This is a genomic window from Pseudomonas sp. GL-R-26, from assembly GCF_019947365.1.
Taxonomy (GTDB): domain Bacteria; phylum Pseudomonadota; class Gammaproteobacteria; order Pseudomonadales; family Pseudomonadaceae; genus Aquipseudomonas.
The window spans coordinates 90,610-111,987 of record NZ_JAGYGI010000015.1; the positions used below are offsets into that span (position 1 = coordinate 90,610).

Genomic DNA, 21,378 nt, shown 5'->3' on the forward strand with positions numbered 1-21,378 from the left:
ATGTAGTAAGTTAGGCCGGTGAATATCATGCGAAGCGCGCGTCAGTAGCGGAGCTTGCTTCAGAGGGTAGTTAATTGAACGATATGGCAAAGAATCTGATCCTGTGGTTGATCATCGCGGCTGTCCTGGTGACGGTGATGAACAACTTCTCCAGCCCTAACGAGCCGCAGACCCTCAACTATTCCGACTTCATCCAGCAGGTCAAGGATGGCAAGGTCGAGCGCGTGGCGGTTGATGGCTACGTGATTACCGGCAAACGCAACGATGGCGACAGCTTCAAGACCATTCGCCCGGCGATCCAGGACAACGGCCTGATCGGCGACCTGGTGGATAACCACGTCGTGGTCGAAGGCAAGCAGCCTGAACAGCAATCCATCTGGACTCAGCTTCTGGTTGCCAGCTTCCCTATCCTCGTGATCATCGCCGTGTTCATGTTCTTCATGCGGCAGATGCAGGGCGGTGCCGGTGGCAAGGGCGGGCCGATGAGCTTCGGTAAAAGCAAGGCGCGCCTGCTCTCGGAAGATCAGGTGAAAACGACCCTGGCTGACGTTGCCGGTTGCGACGAAGCCAAGGAAGAAGTCGGCGAGCTGGTCGAGTTCCTGCGCGACCCAGGCAAGTTCCAGCGCCTGGGTGGCCGCATTCCTCGCGGTGTGCTGATGGTCGGTCCTCCGGGTACCGGTAAGACCTTGCTGGCCAAGGCCATCGCCGGCGAAGCCAAAGTGCCGTTTTTCACCATTTCCGGTTCCGACTTCGTCGAAATGTTCGTCGGTGTCGGTGCCAGCCGTGTTCGCGATATGTTCGAACAGGCCAAAAAACACGCTCCATGCATCATCTTCATCGACGAAATCGATGCGGTCGGTCGCCATCGTGGCGCCGGCATGGGTGGTGGTCACGACGAGCGCGAGCAGACGCTCAACCAGTTGCTGGTTGAGATGGACGGCTTCGAAATGAATGACGGCATCATCGTGATTGCTGCGACCAACCGTCCTGACGTACTGGACCCTGCGTTGCTGCGTCCGGGCCGTTTCGACCGCCAGGTTGTGGTCGGTCTGCCGGACATCCGTGGTCGCGAACAGATTCTCAAGGTTCACATGCGCAAAGTGCCGATGGGCGACGACGTTGCTCCGGCCGTGATCGCCCGTGGTACTCCAGGCTTCTCCGGTGCTGACCTGGCGAACCTGGTGAACGAGGCGTCCTTGTTCGCCGCCCGTGCCGGCAAGCGCATCGTCGAGATGAAAGAGTTCGAACTGGCGAAAGACAAGATCATGATGGGCGCCGAGCGCAAATCCATGGTCATGTCCGAGAAAGAAAAGCAGAACACGGCTTATCACGAAGCAGGCCACGCCATCGTGGGGCGTGTCGTGCCTGAGCATGATCCGGTGTACAAAGTGTCGATCATCCCGCGCGGCCGTGCGCTGGGTGTGACCATGTTCCTGCCGGAAGAAGATCGTTACAGCCTGTCCAAGCGTGCGTTGATCAGTCAGATCTGTTCGCTGTACGGCGGTCGTATCGCTGAAGAAATGACCTTGGGCTTCGATGGCGTGACCACCGGTGCTTCCAACGACATCATGCGCGCCAGCCAGATTGCGCGGAACATGGTGACCAAGTGGGGGCTCTCGGAGAAACTCGGCCCGTTGATGTATGCCGAAGAAGAGGGCGAAGTGTTCCTTGGTCGCGGCGGTGGCGGTCAGAGTGCAAGTTTCTCTGGCGAAACAGCCAAGTTGATCGACTCCGAAGTGCGCAGCATCATCGATCAGTGCTACGGCACGGCGAAGCAGATTCTCACGGATAACCGTGACAAGCTTGACGCGATGGCCGATGCCTTGATGAAGTACGAAACGATCGATGCCGAGCAGATCGACGACATCATGGCGGGTCGTACGCCTCGCGAGCCACGCGACTGGTCGGGTGGCACGGGTACTTCCGGCACCCCTCCGGTGGTGCAGGATGAGCGTCCGGAAACACCGATCGGTGGTCCTGCTGCTGACGTATAAGGTTTGAAATGACTTCTGTTCAGTCCTCGACCCGGTTGCCTTGCGGCAACCGGGTTCTTGATTTGGCCCAGACGCATGTCATGGGTATTCTCAATGTCACTCCTGATTCTTTCTCCGATGGTGGCCAATACAGCCAGCTCGACGCGGCCATGCGCCACGCCGAAGCTATGGTGGCGGCCGGCGCTACGCTGATCGATGTCGGTGGCGAATCCACTCGTCCTGGTGCCAGGGCGGTGTCGCCACTGGAAGAGCTGGAGCGCGTAGCGCCCATTGTCGAACGCATCAGTCGCGAACTGGACGTCATCATCTCGGTCGACACCTCAACGCCATCCGTCATGCGTGAAACTGCGCGCCTGGGTGCCGGGCTGATCAATGACGTGCGTTCGTTGCGTCGCGATGGAGCCCTGGATGCTGCAGCGGCCACCGGGCTGCCGGTCTGCCTGATGCATATGCTGGGCGAGCCGGGCGATATGCAGGACAATCCGCAGTATCAGGATGTCACCAGGGAGGTCGGTGAGTTTCTCTCCGAGCGCATGCATCAGTGTTCATTGGCGGGAATTGCGGCTGAGCGGATCATTCTTGACCCCGGCTTTGGCTTCGCCAAAACCTTGCAGCACAATCTGAGTTTGTTCAAACATATGGAAGCCCTGCATGCCTTGGGGCGACCCCTGTTGGTCGGGGTTTCGCGAAAGAGCATGATTGGTCAGGCGTTGAATCGTCCGGTGGGAGACCGTCTGTATGGTGGTTTGGCGCTCGCGGCGCTGGCTTCGGCGAAAGGTGCGCGTATATTGCGCGTCCATGATGTAGCCGAAACAGTGGATGTGGTGCGGATGATCGCCGCAGTGGAATCAGCCGAATAAGAATGATGGAGCACTTATGAGCAAAAAATATTTTGGCACCGATGGTATTCGTGGGCGTGTCGGTGAATACCCGATTACTCCTGACTTCATGCTCAAGCTCGGCTGGGCTGCAGGTATGGCATTCCGCAAGATGGGCGCCTGCAAGGTACTGGTAGGTAAGGACACCCGGATCTCCGGCTACATGTTCGAGTCTGCGCTTGAAGCAGGGCTGACGTCGGCAGGTGCCGATGTAATGCTGCTGGGACCGATGCCGACTCCGGCTATCGCCTATTTGACGCGTACTTTTCATGCCGAGGCTGGCATCGTCATCAGTGCGTCGCACAATCCGCATGATGACAATGGCATCAAGTTCTTCTCCGGCAATGGCACCAAGCTGCCGGATGAAGTCGAGCATATGATCGAAGAGTTGCTCGATACGCCAATGACCGTGGTTGAGTCGAGCAAGATCGGCAAGGTGTCGCGAATCAACGACGCCTCCGGCCGTTACATCGAATTCTGCAAGAGCAGCGTACGCACCGGCACCAGTTTCACGGGGCTGAAGATCGTGGTCGACTGTGCTCATGGGGCCACCTACAAAGTGGCGCCGAGCGTGTTCCGCGAGTTGGGTGCCGAGGTCGTGGTTCTCTCCGCGCAGCCCAATGGTCTGAACATCAACGAAAACTGCGGTTCGACCCATATGGGGCAACTGCAGGCTGCCGTCCTGGCTGAAAAGGCGGACCTGGGCATTGCCTTCGATGGCGATGGCGATCGCGTGCAGATGGTCGATCACACGGGGGCGGTAGTTGATGGTGATGAGTTGCTGTTCATCATTGCGCGTGACCTGCATGAGCGTGACAAGTTGCAAGGTGGTGTGGTCGGCACTCTGATGAGTAACCTGGGGCTGGAGCTGGCCCTGGCCGACCTGGGCATTCCATTCGTGCGCGCCAATGTCGGTGATCGCTATGTGATCGCCGAACTGCTTGAGCGCAACTGGATTGTGGGCGGGGAAAATTCGGGGCACGTGGTGTGCTTCAGTCACACCACCACCGGTGACGCAATTATTGCCGCGCTGCAGGTGCTGATCGCGCTGAAGCGCCGGGATGAAAGCCTGGCGCTAACCCGACAGGCGCTGCGCAAGTGCCCTCAGGTACTGATCAATGTGCGATTCGGTGGCGGCGCAAGCCCACTCGATCATCCGTCGGTCAAGGAAGCCAGCGAGCGTGTGACCAAGGCCATGGCGGGTCGGGGGCGTGTGCTTTTGCGCAAGTCCGGAACCGAACCGCTGGTGCGTGTGATGGTCGAAGGCGAAGACGAAACGCAGGTTCGTGGCTATGCCGAAGAGCTGGCAAAACTGGTTACTGAAGTTTCTGCCTGAATTCGGCTTGCCAGCCATGATTGTGTTGGGTAACATCTGCGCCCACTTTGACCGACGAGGTACAGCATGCGTCGCCCTATGGTAGCTGGTAACTGGAAGATGCACGGTACCCGCGCCAGCGTCGCTGAGCTGATCAACGGCCTTCGTGACTTGGCCTTGCCGAGCAGTGTTGATGTCGCGGTATTCCCGCCTTTCCTGCATATCAATCAAGTGATTGATGGCCTGGAAGGGAAGTCGATTTCGGTCGGCGCGCAGAATTCTGCGGTGGAATCCGGGCAAGGTGCGTTGACCGGTGAAGTTGCTCCGAGTCAGTTGGTGGATGCGGGTTGTTCCCTGGTGCTTGTCGGGCACTCCGAGCGCCGCCAGATCATGGGCGAGCAGGATGCAGTGCTGATCCGCAAGTTCGCAGCGGCACAGGCATGTGGCTTGATTCCGGTGTTGTGTATAGGGGAAACCCTGGAGCAGCGTGAAGCCGGAAAGACTCTTGAGGTTGTCTCGCGTCAGCTGGGCAGTATCATTGAGGAGCTGGGTGTCGGTGCCTTTGCCAAGGCAGTGATCGCTTACGAGCCGGTCTGGGCCATTGGCACCGGGCTGACTGCAACGCCACAACAGGCGCAGGATGTGCATGCAGCCATTCGCGCCCAGTTGGCGGCAGAGAATTCTGAAGTCGCGCAAGGTGTGCGGCTTCTATACGGCGGCAGCGTGAAGGCGGCCAATGCGGTCGAACTGTTCGGCATGCCGGATATCGATGGGGGCCTCATTGGTGGGGCTTCCCTGAATGCAGATGAGTTCGGTGCGATCTGTCGCGCCGCGGGAAACTGAAAAAATGCTGGAAACAGTCGTAGTCGTTTTTCATCTGCTGGGTGCATTGGGCGTAGTAGCTCTGGTTTTGCTGCAGCAGGGTAAAGGTGCGGATGCTGGCGCGTCTTTCGGAGCAGGTGCTTCAAATACTGTGTTCGGAAGCCAAGGTTCCTCTACCTTTCTTAGTAAGTTTACTGCTATACTTGCCGCAGGTTTTTTCATAACCAGCTTGGGGTTAGGTTACTTTGCTAAAGAGAAGGCTCACCAGCTGACTCAAGTAGGTCTCCCAAATCCAGCGGTACTGGAAGTTCCAAAGCAACAACCGGCTTCTGATGATGTCCCGGTGCTTCAAGAGCAAAAGTCGGCTACTCCAGCGACTGACGTGCCTCCAGCTCAAGAGCAGAAGTAAGAAGGGTTTCAAACGTAGTATTGCCGAGGTGGTGGAATTGGTAGACACGCAACCTTGAGGTGGTTGTGCCCATAGGGTGTAGGGGTTCGAGTCCCCTTCTCGGTACCAATTAGTCAGGAGAGCCCGCTGTTGCGGGCTTTCTTGCAGGTGGAAGGTTACATTGACCCTGTAGGGGATCGGTCGTATACTTCCGCCCCAGCTTTGTCGCGGGGTGGAGCAGTCTGGTAGCTCGTCGGGCTCATAACCCGAAGGTCGTCGGTTCAAATCCGGCCCCCGCAACCAGTTTAAGGAGCCCCTTTTAAGGGGCTTTTTGTTAGCTGGACACTTTCAACGCCGCTGTTCGACGGCGTTTCAAGGATGGGCGTTTCGCCCATTTTTTTATTTTGCATAGCATGCACATACATGCACTAGGGGGTTCAGGTGTCGAGCAAGCTAGAAGAGTTGCAGGCCTTGCTGGCCCCGGTGGTCGTGGCCCTAGGCTATGAATGCTGGGGTATCGAGTTTTCGGCTCAGGGTCGTCACTCGATGTTGCGCGTTTATATCGATAAAGAAGGCGGCGTGCTGGTGGACGATTGCGCCATCGTCAGCCGTCAGATCAGCGGTGTGCTGGATGTTGAAGATCCAATCTCCGTTGAGTACACCCTTGAAGTTTCCTCGCCTGGCATGGAACGCCCTCTGTTCACTCTTGAGCAGTTTGCAAAATTTGCCGGTGAACAAGTGAAGATCAAGCTGCGCTCGCCTTTTGAAGGACGACGCAACTTTCAGGGCCTTCTGCGCGGCGTAGAAGAGCAGGATGTCGTGGTGCAGGTAGATGACCATGAGTTCCTGTTGCCGATCGATATGATCGACAAGGCCAACATTATTCCCAGTTTTGACTGAGGCGTGCCAGATACTGCGGATCCCGCGGATCCAATGGCTTGCGAAAGGCGAGGCGTACGATGAGCAAAGAAGTACTGCTGGTTGTTGAGTCGGTATCCAATGAAAAGGGCGTACCGGCAAACGTGATTTTTGAAGCGCTGGAGCTGGCCCTGGCCACTGCTACCAAAAAGCGTTTCGAAGACGAAGTTGATCTGCGTGTGGAAATCAACCGCCACACGGGTGCATACGAGACATTCCGTCGCTGGACGGTCGTCGAAGAAGCAGACCTGGACGATCCGGCCATCGAAACCTGGCCGAGCAAGGTTGCCGAAACGCATCCTGGCGCCAAGGTCGGTGACGTCGTAGAAGAGAAGATCGAGTCCATCGAGTTCGGCCGCATCGCTGCACAGACTGCCAAGCAAGTCATTGTGCAGAAAGTTCGCGAAGCCGAGCGCGCTCAGGTTGTTGACGCTTATCGCGAGCGCCTGGGTGAAATCATCTCCGGCACCGTGAAAAAAGTCACCCGCGACAACGTGATCGTTGATCTGGGCAACAACGCTGAAGCGTTGCTGGCCCGTGAAGACATCATTTCTCGCGAAACTTTCCGGGTTGGCGTGCGTCTGCGTGCGCTGCTCAAGGAAATCCGCACCGAGAACCGCGGCCCGCAGTTGATCCTGTCGCGTACCGCGCCGGAAATGCTGATCGAGTTGTTCCGCATCGAAGTGCCGGAAATCGCTGAAGGCCTGATCGAAGTAATGGCAGCATCCCGTGACCCGGGTTCGCGCGCCAAGATCGCGGTCCGCTCCAAGGACAAACGCATCGACCCGCAAGGCGCTTGCATCGGTATGCGCGGTTCGCGCGTCCAGGCAGTGTCGGGTGAGTTGGGCGGTGAGCGTGTGGACATCGTCCTGTGGGACGACAACCCGGCTCAGTTCGTGATCAATGCAATGTCGCCGGCTGAAGTGGCGGCAATTATCGTTGACGAAGATGCCCATGCAATGGACATCGCCGTTGGCGCAGACAATCTGGCTCAGGCCATTGGTCGGGGTGGTCAGAACGTGCGTCTGGCTAGCCAGTTGACTGGCTGGACCCTGAACGTGATGACCGAATCGGACATCCAGGCTAAGCAGCAAGCAGAAACCGGCGACATCCTGCGCAACTTCATCGACGAGCTGGAAGTCGACGAAGACCTGGCGCAGGTGCTGGTAGATGAAGGCTTTACCAGCCTGGAAGAGATTGCCTACGTACCGTTGGAAGAAATGCTCAACATCGACGGCTTTGACGAAGAAACCGTCAACGAGCTTCGCGCTCGCGCCAAGGATCGTTTGTTGACCAAAGCCATCGCTACTGAGGAAAAGCTGGCAGACGCCCATCCGGCCGAAGACCTGCTCTCGCTTGAGGGTATGGACAAGGATTTGGCGATGGAACTGGCGGTGCGCGGCGTAATTACCCGCGAAGACCTGGCCGAGCAGTCTATTGACGACCTGCTCGACATCGACGGCATTGACGATGATCGTGCCGGCAAGTTGATCATGGCCGCCCGAGCCCACTGGTTCGAGTAATTAGGCGCGGCCTGAGGAGAGAAGTGCATGACGCAAGTCACGGTGAAACAACTGGCCGATGAGGTCAAAACACCGGTAGAGCGCCTGTTGCAGCAGATGCGTGAGGCAGGTCTGCCGCACACCGCCGCCGAAGAACATGTGACTGACAGTGAGAAGCAATCGTTGCTGACTCACTTGAAAAGCAGCCACAAGGCGAAAGTGGAAGAACCACGCAAGATTACGCTGCAGCGTAAAACCACCAGCACCCTGCGTGTTGCTGGCAGCAAGAGCATCAGCGTTGAAGTACGCAAGAAGAAAGTCTTCGTACAACGCAGCCCGGAAGAAATCGAAGCCGAGCGCAAGCGTGAACTGGATGAACGTCGCGCAGTAGAAAATGCTGCCCGTCAGAAGGCTGAAGAAGAAGCCAAGCGTCGCGCCGAAGAAGAAGCGCGTCGCCAGCCTGCTGCTGCGCCGAACGCTCAAGCCGAACCTGTTGCAGCGCCTGCTGCGGTGGCCGAGCCAGTTCGCGAAAGCGCACCGGTTGTGGCAGCCGCTCCGGCTCCTGCGGCCGATACCCGCAAGCGTGACGAACAGCGCCGTCCGGACAAGCCACGTGCCGACGATAATAGTCGTCGCGGTAGCAGCGATGGCGAGCGCAAAAACGCTCCGCATCGTGCTTCGGTCAAAGAGAAAGCGCCTGCTCCACGTGTTGCCCCACGTACTACCGACGAAGAAAGCGATGGCTTCCGTCGTGGTGGTCGCGGCAAGGCCAAGCTGAAGAAACGCAACGCCCACGGTTTCCAGAGCCCTACCGGCCCTGTCGTGCGCGAAGTGAAGATCGGCGAGACCATCACTGTTGGCGATCTCGCCCAGCAGATGTCGGTCAAGGCTGCTGAAATCATCAAGTTCATGTTCAAACTGGGTACTCCAGCGACCATCAACCAGGTACTGGATCAGGAAACTGCCCAACTGGTTGCCGAAGAGCTGGGCCACAAAGTGACCCTGGTCAGCGACACTGCCCTGGAAGATTCCCTGGCCGAGTCCCTGAAGTTTGAAGGTGAAGCGTTCTCCCGTGCACCAGTCGTGACCGTAATGGGCCACGTTGACCACGGTAAGACCTCGCTGCTCGACTATATCCGTCGTGCCAAGGTAGCTGCAGGCGAAGCCGGCGGTATCACCCAGCACATCGGTGCGTACCACGTTGAAACTGATCGCGGCATGGTCACTTTCCTCGATACCCCGGGTCACGCTGCGTTTACCGCAATGCGTGCTCGTGGTGCCAAGGCGACTGACATCGTGATCCTGGTCGTTGCAGCGGACGACGGCGTGATGCCGCAGACCATTGAAGCTGTCCAGCACGCAAAGGCTGCCGGTGTTCCGTTGGTTGTTGCAGTGAACAAAATCGACAAGCCGGGCGCTGATCTCGATCGCATCCGTAGCGAACTGTCGGTTCACGGCGTGACTTCGGAAGAGTGGGGCGGCGACACCCCGTTCGTATCGGTTTCGGCGAAAGTCGGTACTGGCGTGGACGAGTTGCTCGAAGCTGTTCTGCTGCAAGCTGAAGTTCTGGAACTGAAAGCGACTCCTTCGGCTCCTGGCCGTGGCGTCGTGGTTGAATCGCGTCTCGACAAAGGTCGTGGCCCGGTTGCTACCGTTCTGGTTCAAGACGGTACCCTGCGCCAAGGCGACATGGTGCTGGTCGGTTCGAACTATGGCCGCGTTCGCGCCATGCTCGACGAGAACGGCAAGCCAATCAAAGAAGCTGGTCCTTCCATCCCTGTCGAGATTCTCGGCCTGGACGGTACCCCGGACGCTGGCGACGAGATGAGCGTAGTTGCTGACGAGAAGAAAGCCCGTGAAGTGGCTCTGTTCCGTCAAGGCAAGTTCCGCGAAGTCAAACTGGCCCGTGCTCACGCTGGCAAGCTTGAAAACATCTTCGAGAACATGGGTCAGGAAGAGAAGAAGACGCTCAACATCGTCCTCAAATCCGACGTCCGTGGTTCGCTGGAAGCGTTGAACGGTGCCTTGAACGGCCTGGGTAACGACGAAGTGCAAGTGCGTGTTGTTGGTGGCGGCGTCGGTGGTATCACCGAGTCCGACGCTAACCTGGCGCTGGCCTCCAATGCTGTACTGTTCGGCTTCAACGTGCGTGCCGATGCTGGCGCTCGCAAGATCGTCGAGCAGGAAGGTCTGGATATGCGTTACTACAACGTGATCTACGACATCATCGAAGACGTCAAGAAAGCCCTCACCGGTATGCTGGGCAGCGATGTTCGCGAGAACATCCTGGGTACCGCTGAAGTGCGTGACGTGTTCCGTTCGCCGAAGTTTGGCGCGATCGCCGGTTGCATGGTTATCGAAGGTGTTGTTCACCGTAACCGTCCAATCCGTGTACTGCGTGAAGACATCGTTATCTTCGAAGGCGAGCTGGAATCCCTGCGCCGCTTCAAGGATGACGCTTCCGAAGTACGTGCCGGCATGGAATGCGGTATCGGCGTCAAGAGCTACAACGACGTCAAAGCTGGCGACAAGATCGAAGTCTACGAGAAGGTCCAGGTTGCTCGCAGCCTCTAACTCGCGCACTTCAAGGGCCACGGCGAGCCGCCGCATGCAAGTGCGCGGCACGGCGTCAGGACTCTAAACGCAACGCCCGGTCTGGCTTTTGTCAGGCCGGGCGTTTGCCGCTTTCAGACCTCACGGGTTTCACCTTGGGGCAGTAACAGGTAACAAGACATGGCAAAAGAATATAGCCGTACCCAACGTATCGGCGATCAGATGCAGCGTGAGCTGGCACAGCTGATCCGTCGTGAAGTCAAAGACCCGCGCGTCGGCCTGGTCACCATTACCGCTGTTGAAGTCAGCCGTGACGTCGGTCACGCCAAGATCTTCATCACCGTGATGGGGCAGGACAGCGCCGAAGAAATCGCACAAAGCATCAAGGTGCTCAACTCCGCCGCCGGTTTCCTGCGCATGCAGCTGGCTCGCGAGATGAAGCTGCGCAGCGTTCCACAGCTGCACTTCCACTACGACGAAAGCGTCGTGCGTGGTGCGCATCTGTCGGCATTGATCGAGCGCGCAGTGGCTGAAGACAATCAGCATCCGGTTGCGGCAGAAGCCGAAGACACCAAGGAGTAATCGGTGGCTCAGGTCAAACGTATCCGTCGTAACGTCAGCGGCATTATCCTTCTCGACAAGCCGCTGGGGTTCACCTCCAACGCGGCCTTGCAGAAGGTTCGCTGGTTGCTGAACGCCGAAAAGGCAGGTCATACCGGCAGTCTCGATCCCTTGGCCACCGGCGTGTTGCCGCTGTGCTTCGGCGAGGCCACCAAGTTCTCGCAATACCTGCTCGATTCCGACAAGGGTTATGAAACCCTGGCGCAACTGGGCAAGACCACCACCACGGCGGATGCCGAAGGTGAAGTTTTGCAGGAGCGCCCGGTGACCGTTGGTCGCCCCGATGTCGAGGCTGTACTGCCGAAATTTCGTGGGCAAATCAGTCAGATACCGCCGATGTACTCGGCACTCAAGCGTGATGGCCAGCCGCTGTACAAGCTGGCTCGTGCAGGCGAAGTAGTGGAGCGCGAACCGCGTTCTGTTACTATTACGCGCTTGGAATTGCTGGCCTTCGAAGGTGATACTGCGCGGCTGGCGGTGGATTGCACTAAAGGCACCTATATCCGCACCCTGGTGGAGGATATCGGTGAGCAACTCGGTTGTGGCGCTTACGTTGCAGAACTGCGACGTACCCAGGCCGGGCCATTCACCCTGGCGCAGACGGTTACCCTCGAAGAGCTGGAAGCGGTACATGCCGAAGGCGGCAACGAAGCGGTCGATCGCTTCCTGATGCCATCGGACAGCGGCCTGCTGGATTGGCCACTGTTGCAGTTCTCGGAAGCGAGTGCGTTCTACTGGCTCAACGGCCAGCCGGTACGTGCCCCGGATGCTCCGAAGTTCGGCATGGTGCGGGTACAGGATCACAATGGTCGCTTCATCGGTATCGGTGAAGTGAGCGAAGACGGGCGCATCGCGCCACGTCGACTGATTCGGTCAGAATGACCGAACGAGGGTGGCTGTCAACAGGCACGGTCACTACTCATTTTTAGATACAGGGATTTGTCCCTGGCCTGTTGAAACTGTTTTTCTGAAACAGTTTCCTGATAAAAGGATTGCCTCATGGCTCTCGACGTTCAAGAAAAAGCTCAAATCGTAGCTGACTACCAGCAAGCTGTTGGTGACACTGGTTCGCCAGAAGTGCAAGTTGCACTGCTGACCCACAACATCAACAAGCTGCAAGGTCACTTCAAGGCCAACGGTAAAGATCACCACTCCCGTCGTGGTCTGATCCGCATGGTAAACCAGCGTCGTAAGCTGCTGGACTACCTGAAAGGCAAGGATCTGGGTCGCTATCAGACTTTGATCGGTCGCCTGGGTCTGCGTCGCTAATAAGCGATTGCGCTAGAGGTTGGTTGTCTGTCGTGCACCAGCGGGTTTCCCGCCGGCGCATGGCAGGCTCCCAGCCTCAAGTTTTATCTGGATACCTGCTTTGCCTGAGTAACACCTGGACAAGCCAGTCGGGCCGATTCCCGACATTGCCCAAGAATTTCGCAAGAAACCAGTTCCCCCAAGAGCCACAAAGAAGGTAGGACACCGTGAACCCGGTAATCAAAAAATTCCAGTTCGGTCAGTCGACCGTTACCCTCGAGACTGGCCGTATCGCCCGTCAGGCCTCCGGCGCAGTATTGGTCACCGTTGACGACGACGTCAGCGTATTGGTGACTGTAGTCGGTGCAAAACAAGCCGATCCAGGCAAGGGCTTCTTCCCTCTGTCTGTTCACTACCAGGAAAAGACTTACGCTGCCGGTAAGATCCCAGGCGGTTTCTTCAAGCGCGAAGGCCGTCCTTCCGAGAAAGAAACCCTGACTTCCCGACTGATCGACCGCCCGATCCGTCCGCTGTTCCCGGAAGGCTTCATGAACGAAGTGCAGGTTGTCTGCACCGTCGTTTCCACCAGCAAGAAGACCGATCCGGACATCGCTGCGATGATCGGTACCTCGGCTGCGCTGGCGATCTCCGGCATTCCTTTTGATGGCCCGATCGGCGCTGCCCGCGTTGCGTTCCACGAAAGCACCGGCTACCTGCTGAACCCGACTTACGAGCAACAGGCTGCTTCGAGCCTGGACATGGTCGTTGCCGGTACTTCGGACGCCGTACTGATGGTTGAATCGGAAGCCAAAGAGCTGACCGAAGACCAGATGCTGGGCGCGGTACTGTTTGCTCACGACGAGTTCCAGGTTGTGATCAACGCCGTTAAAGAACTGGCCGCTGAAGCTGCCAAGCCAACCTGGACCTGGGCTCCTGCGCCAGAAGCCACCGAACTGCTGGGCGCTATCCGTGCCGAGTTCGGCGAAGCGATCTCCCAGGCCTACACCATCACCGTCAAGGCCGACCGTTACGCTCGCCTGGGCGAGTTGAAGGACCAGGTCGTTGCCAAGCTGTCCGGTGAAGAAGGCCAGCCTTCTTCCAGCGAAGTCAAAGCGGCTTTCGGCGAAATCGAATACCGCACCGTTCGCGAAAACATCGTTAACGGCAAGCCACGTATCGACGGTCGCGACACCAAGACTGTCCGTCCGTTGAACATCGAAGTCGGTGTTCTGCCAAAAACCCACGGTTCGGCTCTGTTCACCCGTGGCGAAACCCAGGCTCTGGTCGTTGCAACTCTGGGTACTGCCCGTGATGCACAGCTGCTGGACACCCTGGAAGGCGAGAAAAAAGACCCGTTCATGCTGCACTACAACTTCCCTCCGTTCTCGGTAGGCGAGTGTGGTCGCATGGGTGGCGCTGGTCGCCGCGAAATCGGTCACGGCCGTCTGGCCCGTCGTTCGGTTTCGGCCATGCTGCCTGCCGCTGACGTGTTCCCGTACACCATCCGTGTTGTGTCGGAAATCACCGAATCCAACGGTTCGAGCTCGATGGCTTCCGTTTGCGGCGCTTCCCTGGCCCTGATGGACGCTGGTGTGCCGATGAAGGCGCCGGTTGCCGGTATCGCCATGGGTCTGGTTAAAGAAGGCGAGAAATTCGCCGTCCTGACCGACATCCTGGGTGACGAAGACCACCTGGGCGACATGGACTTCAAAGTAGCCGGTACCGCCAAAGGCGTCACTGCGCTGCAGATGGACATCAAGATCAAGGGCATCACCGAAGAAATCATGGAGATCGCTCTGGGCCAAGCCCTGGAAGCGCGCCTGAACATCCTCGGCCAGATGAACCAGATCATTGGCCAGTCGCGTACCGAACTGTCGGCCAACGCTCCGACCATGATCGCGATGAAAATCGACACCGACAAAATCCGTGATGTCATCGGTAAAGGTGGCGCGACCATTCGTGCGATCTGTGAAGAAACCAAGGCTTCGATCGACATCGAAGACGACGGTTCGATCAAGATCTTCGGCGAGACCAAGGAAGCGGCTGAAGCAGCACGTCAGCGCGTTCTGGGTATCACCGCTGAAGCCGAGATCGGCAAGATCTACGTCGGTAAGGTTGAGCGCATCGTCGACTTCGGCGCATTCGTCAACATCCTGCCGGGCAAGGACGGTCTGGTTCACATCTCCATGCTGAGCGACGCTCGCGTTGAGAAAGTGACCGACATCCTGAAAGAAGGCCAGGAAGTGGAAGTACTGGTACTGGACGTGGACAACCGCGGCCGTATCAAGCTGTCCATCAAAGACGTGGCTGCAGCCAAGGCTTCGGGCGTTTAATTACGCCTCACGCCTGACCGCTTCAACGTTGTAAAAAAATGCCCCGCCGTGAAAACGGTGGGGCATTTTTATGTGCCGCAATTAACTGTGGCGAGGGAGCTTGCTCCCGTCGGGTTGCGCAGCGACCCAATGTTTTGCTGTGGGCCGATGGTTTTACGACTGCTGCGCAGCCGAGCGGGACGGTGCGGCGTTCCGACAAGCTCCCTCGCCACAGGTTGCCGCAACTCATAAGCGATGCTAGGTTTAGCCCACCGCCCGTGTAGCTCAGCCGGTAGAGCAGCGCACTCGTAACGCGAAGGTCGCAGGTTCGATTCCTGTCTCGGGCACCACATTCATTTTCACTCTGTTTCGTAGCGTTTCCCAAGACCGCCAAGAGCCCCAAGCCTTGGCGGTTTTTCTTTTCGCCATCTTTCGCAGTCTTTCGCTGCGTGCCACGCATTTTTAGTACATCATTCAGCACTTCTTAATTCGAGTGACTTGGTGATGTACTAATGCCCCTCACTGATACCGCTGTGCGACAGGCCAAGCCGGCCGAAAAAAGCTTCACCCTCACGGATGCCAGCGGCCTTTCCCTGTTCGTCGCCCCCAACGGCACCAAGTCCTGGCACTTCAGGTTCTCCTGGCACGGCAAGCAGCCGCGCATGTCGCTGGGCACCTATCCCGAAATCACCCTCAAAGACGCCCGCGAAATGCGGGACCAGGTGCGCACGCTCGTAGCCAAGGGCATCGACCCACGGTTGCAGCGTCGCGAAGAGAAGCGCACCGCCGCGTCGGAAGCCGTCAAGACCTTCGAAGTTGTGGCCAACGAGTGGCACGCCTTCAAAACGCCGCGGCTGGTGGTGGCCAAAAAAGGCGCCGCGTATCAGTCGAGGTTCTACCTGGACAAGGATCTGATCCCGGTGCTGGGCAAGATCCCGGTGGCCGAGGTGAAGCGGTCCGATGTACTGGAAGCTGTGCGCCGGGTGGAAAAGCGCGCGGCGCTGAATTCAGCCCGCAAGTGCCGGGCCTGGCTCAACGAGATATTCCGCTTCGGCATCGCCTCCGGTTACCTGGACATGAACCCAGCTGCTGACCTGGACATCGTCGCGGCCAAAGAGCCGCCGGTGAAACACAACCCGATGCTCAGGCAACGCGACATCAAAGCATTCCTGCACACCCTGAAGGCATTCGACTGTGCCGGGTACACGAAAAGCGCCATTCGAATCTTGCTGCTGACGGGCGTGCGCACTGGGGAGCTTCGCAACGCAACGGCAGTCCAGTTTGACCTGGACGCCGCGCTGTGGTCGATTCCGCCTGAAGGCGTGAAGCAGTTGAGGAAGAAGATTCGAACGAAGGACGGGGGAGAGGTGCCGCCGTATCTGGTGCCGCTGTCGCGGCAGGCGGTCGAAGAGGTGCGCAAGGTGCATCAGTTGACCGGCGGTTACAAATTGCTGATCGCGGGCCGCAACGACCCGAGCAAGCCAATCAGTGACGGCACGGTCAACGCTGCATTAAAGCGCATGGGGTATGAAGGCAGACTGACCGGGCACGGGATCCGCGCCACGATTTCAACGGCCTTGAACGAGATGGGTTACAACGAGGACTGGATCGAGGCGCAGCTTTCGCATGCGAGCTCAAGCAAGGTCAGGAAGACCTACAACCACGCGGAGTACGTGGAACAGAGGCGGGTGATGGTGCAGGAATGGGCGGATTACTTGGACAAGCTCGAGTCGGAAGCCTGACCACGGGCGGCGGCGAGCTGGTCGTTGTTCCATTGCAGAACCTCGGCCTTGACCCAGGCCACGGCCCGGCCACCTAGCGGCACTTGTTTCGGGAACAGGCCTTCGCTCGCCATGGTGTAAATCTTGGTGGTGCCCAGGCCTACCAGCTTCTTGACCTCTGGTAGGCGGATGAATTCGACCGGCTCTTCGTGCAGGTCATTGCGTGCGGTATTCATGGGTTCTCTCTCCCGGTGCCGTTGCACCCATTGCAGATTGTCGATGATGCTTCAGCGATGCCGGTACAGATGGTGCCAGCGCCGAAGCAACCCAGGCAGATGCTGAACGGTTCGTCATGGCTTGCTGCCTCGGGTTTGGCGTAGGTGTTTAACTGTCTGGCCTCCTCGATAGTCGGATGCACTTTTTCCGCTACATCGTTAAGCACCTTCCAGTACGATTGCGGCCTTTCTGAAATCTCACCGCGAGCCCAGCAAATCAATGCGACCGCTTCTAGAAGGCGAGAGTAGTGCTGACCGCACAGCTCGGCGATCCGCCGTTCTGCCGCCTGCCCATTGTCGAACTCAGCTCGGCGGGACTGCTCAAGGGTATGCAACTGCTCGTCGCGTTCGTTCAGCAGCAGTTGCAGGGCGTCACGCTCGGCGACAACACGCTCAAGTGAATTCCCGAATGCAGTGCCGACGGACACCGCCACGTCGTAATCCGAGGCATAGACATAGGTGCCGTCCTCGTCCTCGTCCATTTGATAGCAGCCCTGGCAAAAGCTCACGCCGCCATTCGTGCAGTTGAATCGCTTCACGTTATCCATTGTTGCTCTCCCGTGCGCGCCGCTCTGCCGCTTCGGCCTGGCGCTTCTTGCTGCATTTGTCGTGGTTGCCATGGGCGCGGGATGAACCGCACTGATCGCACATGACGTTGAGGTCGAGCGGCTTCATCGGCCGCCCGCGAATGGTTGTCTTGCGGCGTAGGGCGGTCACGGAAGCGTGTCCAGATGACGGCGCATGTTCTTCAGCCTGGCGTTGATGGCTCGGACGCCGTTCCGAAAGTCGGCCAGCATCCGTTTCTTCTCCAGTTCGATGAATCGGATTTCAGCCTCGATCATCAGGGCGTTGAGCGTCTGCCGATCTTCGAAGGGCAGGTTGTTGTAGCGGTCGGAGTGCTGGCTCATGACCTGCCCGCCTGTGCCAGTTCGAACTGCTCCAGAGTCAGCGCGACTGCGTTGTCAGGCATGCCCGGCAGGTAATCGGCGGGAACATCGCCGGCGCACATCAGGTTATTGGTGCTCCACAGCTTGCCGGTGGTGATCTGGTACAGGTACCAGCGAGATCCGCCGAACCCAAGCCAGCTCTTGTTGCCGTTTGGCTGGTCTCCGCTGTCTCCGTAGACCCAGCCTTTCATCACCAGCATGCGGCCGGCTCGGCTCTGAGCGTTGTAAGCGGTCCGTTTCTCGTGCCAGAAATCGCAGTGGAAGCACAGGCCGTTGGCCTTGAGTCTGGACGCCGTGGGTTCTTGGTAGTTGGCCTGCTCAGGTTTTCCGCAGTGTTTGCAGAAGTGAACGTAGCCGCCAGCACCGACATTTCGAACCATCAGGTGCAGGTTAGAAAGGTAGTTGGTCATGTCCTGGAAGGCTTTCAGGCGTTCATTGCGGTCATCCATACAGACAACTTTGGCCATCTGCTCCTTGCCCCAATTGGTGACCTTGTAGCAGTTGCTGTTGATGCGCATCTGCTCGTCGTATTCCGGTGTTCCGTATGCAGGCTTGCTCATTACGCCCCCTTCAACAAATCAATGACGATCTTCACGCCGCTGGCCACGCTGGATGGCTGCACGGCTGCGTACCGGGTCAGGTCGGCAATGGCCTTGGCCCTGATTGGTTCGCGGCGGATGGAAGCTCCGAGCCCCCTGACGAACTCAAGGGCGAACCGCTTACCCTCCAGTTCCATGACCCGGTTGATAGGGCCAGTGATCACGATCTGTGGGAGCGGGACTGGCCCATATGCGGACGGAACCTCAGTCGCGGCCCGTGTTTGCTGGGGTTTACCTGTGGGAGCGGGCAAGGCTTTGCCCAGGGCGCTGGCGAGCGCCTGTTGTGCGATTGAGTTCATGGGGTGCCTCAACGTAAGTCGGGAAAAGTTATTCCGGAAAGGGGCAATTTGTTTCTGATTAAGCGGCGAGACGACGGTAAAGCTCGATGATGTCGGCGGCGTTGGCCTTCACCAGTGCTTCGGCTTCATCAGGACAGACGCTGTTGCCGATGAGCCGGACCTGGTCCGTCTTGTTGATGTCGCGCCATTCTTCGGCACCGGTTACCGGGTCGACAAACAGGCCGCGGTCGATGATGTAGGCCTTGTCGAAGCCTTGCGCGGCCTTCAACTCTGGCGGCTGAAGCATGCGCAGCGTGATATCCACCAGCACATAGCCGCCGACCATGACCAGGTCCGCCGGGTCTTTGAAGTGCTCGGGCAGATGCTCATGCATGAACGCGGCGCAGCGGCGGGCGCCTTCCAACTGCTCAGGTGTCAGGGTGTCCGGCACCTGCACGACCTCGACCAGCGCGACGCGATCCTTCGTCGGCAGCGTGTGCATTGGTTCGGCGAGCGATATGCCGTCCTTCTCGTTTCCGTAGTACTTCACCAGGTAGGCGTTCACCAATCGCTGGTTGGCGCCTGATTGGCAGATGGTCGAGAGCGGCGAGTCGGCGGCGCGGCCGTCTCCATCGTAGAAGCCGCCGTTTGCCTGTTCGAAGAAAGCCGTGGATATGGCATGGTGCCCGGTGCTTGTGGCAACAACGCCAAGAGGACTGGCTACGTTGGCCCCAACCGATCCTTTCCGTAGAGTGACCATATTCGCTGCGACTAGGGCTTGTTCGCCACGGTTAGCGCCAGTGACTGTTCGGAACGCATCATCCGGAGAATATCCGCTGCGTTCTCCGTGGTGGGTTAGGTGAGTCAGATGGCAGGCCGCTAATGCGAAGTGGCCACCCTTGACCTGAGCAACTTGAGTGCGCAGCGGCTCAACCGCACTGAAATTACGCTGAGCCGATCCGTTGGCGCATTCGGTTAGGAGTGGCGCTGCCACCGGCTGCACCAATGCGTGATGCGTGCCGCCGGCGCTGATGGTCGATAACGCCTCGTCGACGCCGTGGGTGCTGGTGTGCGCTTCCGATGTTCCGCGCATCGGCACGATGAATGGCTTCGCGCTGGTCAGCACGTGCCGCCAGCAACCCTTGGCCACGCGGCGCATGGTGTTCACCGCCATCGGCTTGTCACGGAAGATCGTGCGACCGAGATTGCTCCAGTCGATGCACTCGGCAGCGGTGCGCCAAGGCTGCTGCTTTGCCGTCGGCACCTTGTGACGCGTTGGTGCCGGCCAGACGATTGGCTTTCCGTCGCTGCGTGCTATCAGGTAAAGGCGCTTGCGGATGGTCGGAGCGCTGGCGTTTGCCGCGATGCGCTCGCGCCACTCGACGTTGTAACCGAGTCCGCGTACCAAGCTCTCCACTGGCACGAACTCGCCGATCGCCTGCAGAATCTCCGGCATGTCAGGGTGATCGGCCGGCAGGCCGGTGCTAAGCGCGGCAATGAAGGATTTGAAGGTGCGCCCACGCTGGGCCTTGATTGGCTGGCCTTCCTCGTCGATCGGCCCCCAGTCGCAGAACTCTTCGACGTTCTCCAGGAACATCAGGCGCGGCCGGGTTGTGTGTGCCCAGCGAACGACCACCCAAGCCAGCCCGCGAACACCGCGATCGCGCGGTGCGCCGCCTTTGGCCTTGCTGTGGTGGCGGCAGTCCGGCGAGGCCCAAAGGATACCGACCGGTTGGCCGCCGGTGGCATGGGTAGGGTCCACCTCGAACACGTCCGCGACATAGTGAGCGGTCTGTGGGTGGTTGGCGCGATGCACGGCCAGGGCGATCGGGTTGTGGTTTACCGCGACATCCGGCTCCCGGTAGGCCCGGGCAATCCCGGTGCTTGCGCCGCCGCCGCCGGCGAACAGGTCCACCACCAGCTCTTTCTGAAAGGGCAGGCCCATGCTTGGCTGGCCATGGATGAACTGGGGTTTCTTCTGTTGTGCGGACATAGCGGATCCTCGCCGGCTGGCGTGTATTGAAAGGGTGTGCCTTACTCGTTGCTTCACTACAGAAAGGGGTAGGGCAATGGGATTGGCGAGTCGTCAAAGAACAAAAACGTACTTCGAGTGGGCTGCTATTCGGCAGTCGTATGCGAGTAAAGAGGACACACTGACAAACGGAGCATTTGTCGAATCGTGTTGCAGGCAGCTAAGCGATGGAACCATTCAGCTATTCGTTGGGGTTTACAGCGCTGAGGGAAAACCAATCGTTGAGGACTACACGGACGACGTTCAAGACATGACGGTCGAGCAAGCTCTTGATTGGGGGCTTGATCGCGGTAGAAGTGTCGGAAACGGACAGAAATCTGAATGAATCAACGCCCCTCACGGGGCGTTTTTGTTTAAGCCACCTGAGCAGGTGGGTTCATGGCGAAGTAGATGCGGGCGCAGGCCTCGGTGTCGGGCCGGGCGCGGTGGCCACCGACCAGCTCTTCGCCGGTGAAGTGCAGCAGGGCCTCGGCAACGGTGGGAGTCTTGAACGAGTTTTTGAAGTTGGTCGCCTTCATCTTCTCGGTGGGCGGCAACTGGCAGATGGGCTTCGACTTCATCGCTGTGCAGTAGCTGGGCTCGGCCTTGAAGGCGTCAGCGGCTTTCTCACCGATGAACCTCTTGAAGGCGATGCGCATGATTCTGTCGTCGAACGAGCAGTTGTGCGCAACCCGGAGCCCGGCTCGCATGTAGATCCGCAGGAACCCGCCAATCGCTTCAACCTCAGGAATGCCCTGTTCAAGCGCCATTTCTGTGGTGATGCCGTGGATCACGGCAACATCGTTTGGGATTACCCAGCCATCGGGACGGATCATCGCTTCGAACGAATCGACGAGCTCACCCTGTGGCGTGTAGAGCAGCGCGCAAATGTCTACCAGGTGAGGTTGCGACGGGTCGTCGCTGGGGATCTTCCAGTTTGGAAAGCCGGTTGTTTCGGTGTCGAACACGCAGATCAAATCGGACATTGGTTTTCTC

Annotated in this window: 21 protein-coding genes and 3 tRNA genes; 16 read left to right on the forward strand and 8 right to left on the reverse strand. The window is 58.5% G+C overall.

Annotated features, from left to right (window positions below; genetic code table 11):
* The first annotated feature begins 83 nt into the window (after window positions 1-83).
* From ftsH to KGA96_RS17285, 16 genes are all read left to right on the forward strand, one after another.
* A complete protein-coding gene (ftsH, locus tag KGA96_RS17210) occupies window positions 84-1,994 on the forward strand; it encodes an ATP-dependent zinc metalloprotease FtsH (protein ID WP_015093436.1) in 1,911 nt (636 codons plus the stop codon).
* An 8-nt stretch (window positions 1,995-2,002) separates the two neighbouring features.
* The gene (folP, locus tag KGA96_RS17215; protein ID WP_046038707.1) at window positions 2,003-2,854 is read left to right on the forward strand and encodes a dihydropteroate synthase; all 852 of its coding nucleotides are present in this window, start codon (window positions 2,003-2,005) and stop codon (window positions 2,852-2,854) included.
* Between the two features lie 16 nt (window positions 2,855-2,870).
* Window positions 2,871-4,208 (forward strand): phosphoglucosamine mutase, encoded by a 1,338-nt coding sequence (gene glmM, locus KGA96_RS17220; protein ID WP_046038709.1) that lies wholly within the window; start codon window positions 2,871-2,873, stop codon window positions 4,206-4,208.
* 66 nt (window positions 4,209-4,274) lie between these two features.
* Entirely contained in the window at window positions 4,275-5,030 is a 756-nt protein-coding gene (gene tpiA / locus KGA96_RS17225; protein ID WP_046038710.1) for a triose-phosphate isomerase, read from the forward strand.
* Window positions 5,031-5,034: 4 nt separating this feature from the next.
* On the forward strand, window positions 5,035-5,418 hold the full coding sequence (gene secG, locus KGA96_RS17230; RefSeq protein WP_017336473.1) for a preprotein translocase subunit SecG: 384 nt from the start codon (window positions 5,035-5,037) through the stop codon (window positions 5,416-5,418).
* 22 nt (window positions 5,419-5,440) lie between these two features.
* Window positions 5,441-5,526, forward strand: a tRNA-Leu gene (locus tag KGA96_RS17235).
* Between the two features lie 97 nt (window positions 5,527-5,623).
* Window positions 5,624-5,700 (forward strand) — tRNA-Met (locus KGA96_RS17240).
* 138 nt (window positions 5,701-5,838) lie between these two features.
* The gene (gene rimP / locus KGA96_RS17245; protein WP_007915250.1) at window positions 5,839-6,297 is read left to right on the forward strand and encodes a ribosome maturation factor RimP; all 459 of its coding nucleotides are present in this window, start codon (window positions 5,839-5,841) and stop codon (window positions 6,295-6,297) included.
* A gap of 59 nt (window positions 6,298-6,356) precedes the next feature.
* Entirely contained in the window at window positions 6,357-7,838 is a 1,482-nt protein-coding gene (gene nusA / locus KGA96_RS17250) for a transcription termination factor NusA (RefSeq protein ID WP_007900474.1), read from the forward strand.
* A 27-nt stretch (window positions 7,839-7,865) separates the two neighbouring features.
* Window positions 7,866-10,391, forward strand: a complete 2,526-nt coding sequence (infB, locus tag KGA96_RS17255) for a translation initiation factor IF-2 (protein ID WP_046038713.1) — start codon at window positions 7,866-7,868, stop codon at window positions 10,389-10,391.
* Between the two features lie 159 nt (window positions 10,392-10,550).
* On the forward strand, window positions 10,551-10,952 hold the full coding sequence (gene rbfA / locus KGA96_RS17260; RefSeq protein WP_007973108.1) for a 30S ribosome-binding factor RbfA: 402 nt from the start codon (window positions 10,551-10,553) through the stop codon (window positions 10,950-10,952).
* A gap of 3 nt (window positions 10,953-10,955) precedes the next feature.
* Window positions 10,956-11,873 (forward strand): tRNA pseudouridine(55) synthase TruB, encoded by a 918-nt coding sequence (truB, locus tag KGA96_RS17265; protein ID WP_046038714.1) that lies wholly within the window; start codon window positions 10,956-10,958, stop codon window positions 11,871-11,873.
* A gap of 117 nt (window positions 11,874-11,990) precedes the next feature.
* Window positions 11,991-12,260, forward strand: a complete 270-nt coding sequence (gene rpsO, locus KGA96_RS17270; RefSeq protein WP_003177875.1) for a 30S ribosomal protein S15 — start codon at window positions 11,991-11,993, stop codon at window positions 12,258-12,260.
* 206 nt (window positions 12,261-12,466) lie between these two features.
* Window positions 12,467-14,572: a polyribonucleotide nucleotidyltransferase gene (pnp, locus tag KGA96_RS17275; protein WP_007915263.1), complete on the forward strand. Its 2,106-nt coding sequence runs from the start codon at window positions 12,467-12,469 to the stop codon at window positions 14,570-14,572.
* Between the two features lie 253 nt (window positions 14,573-14,825).
* A tRNA-Thr gene (locus tag KGA96_RS17280) sits at window positions 14,826-14,901 on the forward strand.
* A gap of 162 nt (window positions 14,902-15,063) precedes the next feature.
* Entirely contained in the window at window positions 15,064-16,293 is a 1,230-nt protein-coding gene (locus KGA96_RS17285; protein WP_223513839.1) for a tyrosine-type recombinase/integrase, read from the forward strand.
* On the opposite strand, the gene KGA96_RS17290 is transcribed toward KGA96_RS17285, so the two are convergent.
* The 8 genes from KGA96_RS17290 to KGA96_RS17325 form a co-directional block, all read right to left on the reverse strand.
* Window positions 16,263-16,508 (reverse strand): helix-turn-helix transcriptional regulator, encoded by a 246-nt coding sequence (locus KGA96_RS17290; RefSeq protein ID WP_223513842.1) that lies wholly within the window; start codon window positions 16,506-16,508, stop codon window positions 16,263-16,265. The two genes, KGA96_RS17285 and KGA96_RS17290, sit on opposite strands and share 31 nt — an antisense overlap.
* On the reverse strand, window positions 16,505-17,095 hold the full coding sequence (locus tag KGA96_RS17295; RefSeq protein ID WP_223513844.1) for a hypothetical protein: 591 nt from the start codon (window positions 17,093-17,095) through the stop codon (window positions 16,505-16,507). The genes KGA96_RS17290 and KGA96_RS17295 overlap by 4 nt, the downstream gene beginning before the upstream one ends.
* Complete coding sequence (locus KGA96_RS17300; RefSeq protein WP_223513847.1) at window positions 17,088-17,264, reverse strand: hypothetical protein; 177 nt, start codon at window positions 17,262-17,264, stop codon at window positions 17,088-17,090. The genes KGA96_RS17295 and KGA96_RS17300 overlap by 8 nt, the downstream gene beginning before the upstream one ends.
* A complete protein-coding gene (locus tag KGA96_RS17305; RefSeq protein WP_223513863.1) occupies window positions 17,261-17,455 on the reverse strand; it encodes a hypothetical protein in 195 nt (64 codons plus the stop codon). Before KGA96_RS17305 ends, KGA96_RS17300 begins: the two co-directional genes overlap by 4 nt.
* A complete protein-coding gene (locus tag KGA96_RS17310) occupies window positions 17,452-18,054 on the reverse strand; it encodes a hypothetical protein (RefSeq protein WP_223513866.1) in 603 nt (200 codons plus the stop codon). The genes KGA96_RS17305 and KGA96_RS17310 overlap by 4 nt, the downstream gene beginning before the upstream one ends.
* A complete protein-coding gene (locus KGA96_RS17315; protein ID WP_223513884.1) occupies window positions 18,054-18,392 on the reverse strand; it encodes a hypothetical protein in 339 nt (112 codons plus the stop codon). Before KGA96_RS17315 ends, KGA96_RS17310 begins: the two co-directional genes overlap by 1 nt.
* 58 nt (window positions 18,393-18,450) lie before the next feature.
* Window positions 18,451-20,364, reverse strand: coding sequence for a DNA cytosine methyltransferase (locus tag KGA96_RS17320; RefSeq protein ID WP_223513886.1), 1,914 nt, complete (start codon window positions 20,362-20,364; stop codon window positions 18,451-18,453).
* Between the two features lie 392 nt (window positions 20,365-20,756).
* Window positions 20,757-21,368: a 3'-5' exonuclease gene (locus KGA96_RS17325; protein WP_223513889.1), complete on the reverse strand. Its 612-nt coding sequence runs from the start codon at window positions 21,366-21,368 to the stop codon at window positions 20,757-20,759.
* Window positions 21,369-21,378: the final 10 nt, after the last annotated feature.

Coding starts and splice junctions, on each gene's coding strand:
- ftsH (WP_015093436.1), top strand. CDS start 84: ATGGCAAAGAATCTGATCCTGTGGTTGATCATCGCGGCTGTCCTGGTG.
- folP (WP_046038707.1), top strand. CDS start 2,003: ATGACTTCTGTTCAGTCCTCGACCCGGTTGCCTTGCGGCAACCGGGTT.
- glmM (WP_046038709.1), top strand. CDS start 2,871: ATGAGCAAAAAATATTTTGGCACCGATGGTATTCGTGGGCGTGTCGGT.
- tpiA (WP_046038710.1), top strand. CDS start 4,275: ATGCGTCGCCCTATGGTAGCTGGTAACTGGAAGATGCACGGTACCCGC.
- secG (WP_017336473.1), top strand. CDS start 5,035: ATGCTGGAAACAGTCGTAGTCGTTTTTCATCTGCTGGGTGCATTGGGC.
- nusA (WP_007900474.1), top strand. CDS start 6,357: ATGAGCAAAGAAGTACTGCTGGTTGTTGAGTCGGTATCCAATGAAAAG.
- infB (WP_046038713.1), top strand. CDS start 7,866: ATGACGCAAGTCACGGTGAAACAACTGGCCGATGAGGTCAAAACACCG.
- rbfA (WP_007973108.1), top strand. CDS start 10,551: ATGGCAAAAGAATATAGCCGTACCCAACGTATCGGCGATCAGATGCAG.
- rpsO (WP_003177875.1), top strand. CDS start 11,991: ATGGCTCTCGACGTTCAAGAAAAAGCTCAAATCGTAGCTGACTACCAG.
- KGA96_RS17285 (WP_223513839.1), top strand. CDS start 15,064: ATGCCCCTCACTGATACCGCTGTGCGACAGGCCAAGCCGGCCGAAAAA.
- KGA96_RS17290 (WP_223513842.1), bottom strand. CDS start 16,508: ATGAATACCGCACGCAATGACCTGCACGAAGAGCCGGTCGAATTCATC.
- KGA96_RS17295 (WP_223513844.1), bottom strand. CDS start 17,095: ATGGATAACGTGAAGCGATTCAACTGCACGAATGGCGGCGTGAGCTTT.
- KGA96_RS17305 (WP_223513863.1), bottom strand. CDS start 17,455: ATGAGCCAGCACTCCGACCGCTACAACAACCTGCCCTTCGAAGATCGG.
- KGA96_RS17310 (WP_223513866.1), bottom strand. CDS start 18,054: ATGAGCAAGCCTGCATACGGAACACCGGAATACGACGAGCAGATGCGC.
- KGA96_RS17315 (WP_223513884.1), bottom strand. CDS start 18,392: ATGAACTCAATCGCACAACAGGCGCTCGCCAGCGCCCTGGGCAAAGCC.
- KGA96_RS17320 (WP_223513886.1), bottom strand. CDS start 20,364: ATGTCCGCACAACAGAAGAAACCCCAGTTCATCCATGGCCAGCCAAGC.
- KGA96_RS17325 (WP_223513889.1), bottom strand. CDS start 21,368: ATGTCCGATTTGATCTGCGTGTTCGACACCGAAACAACCGGCTTTCCA.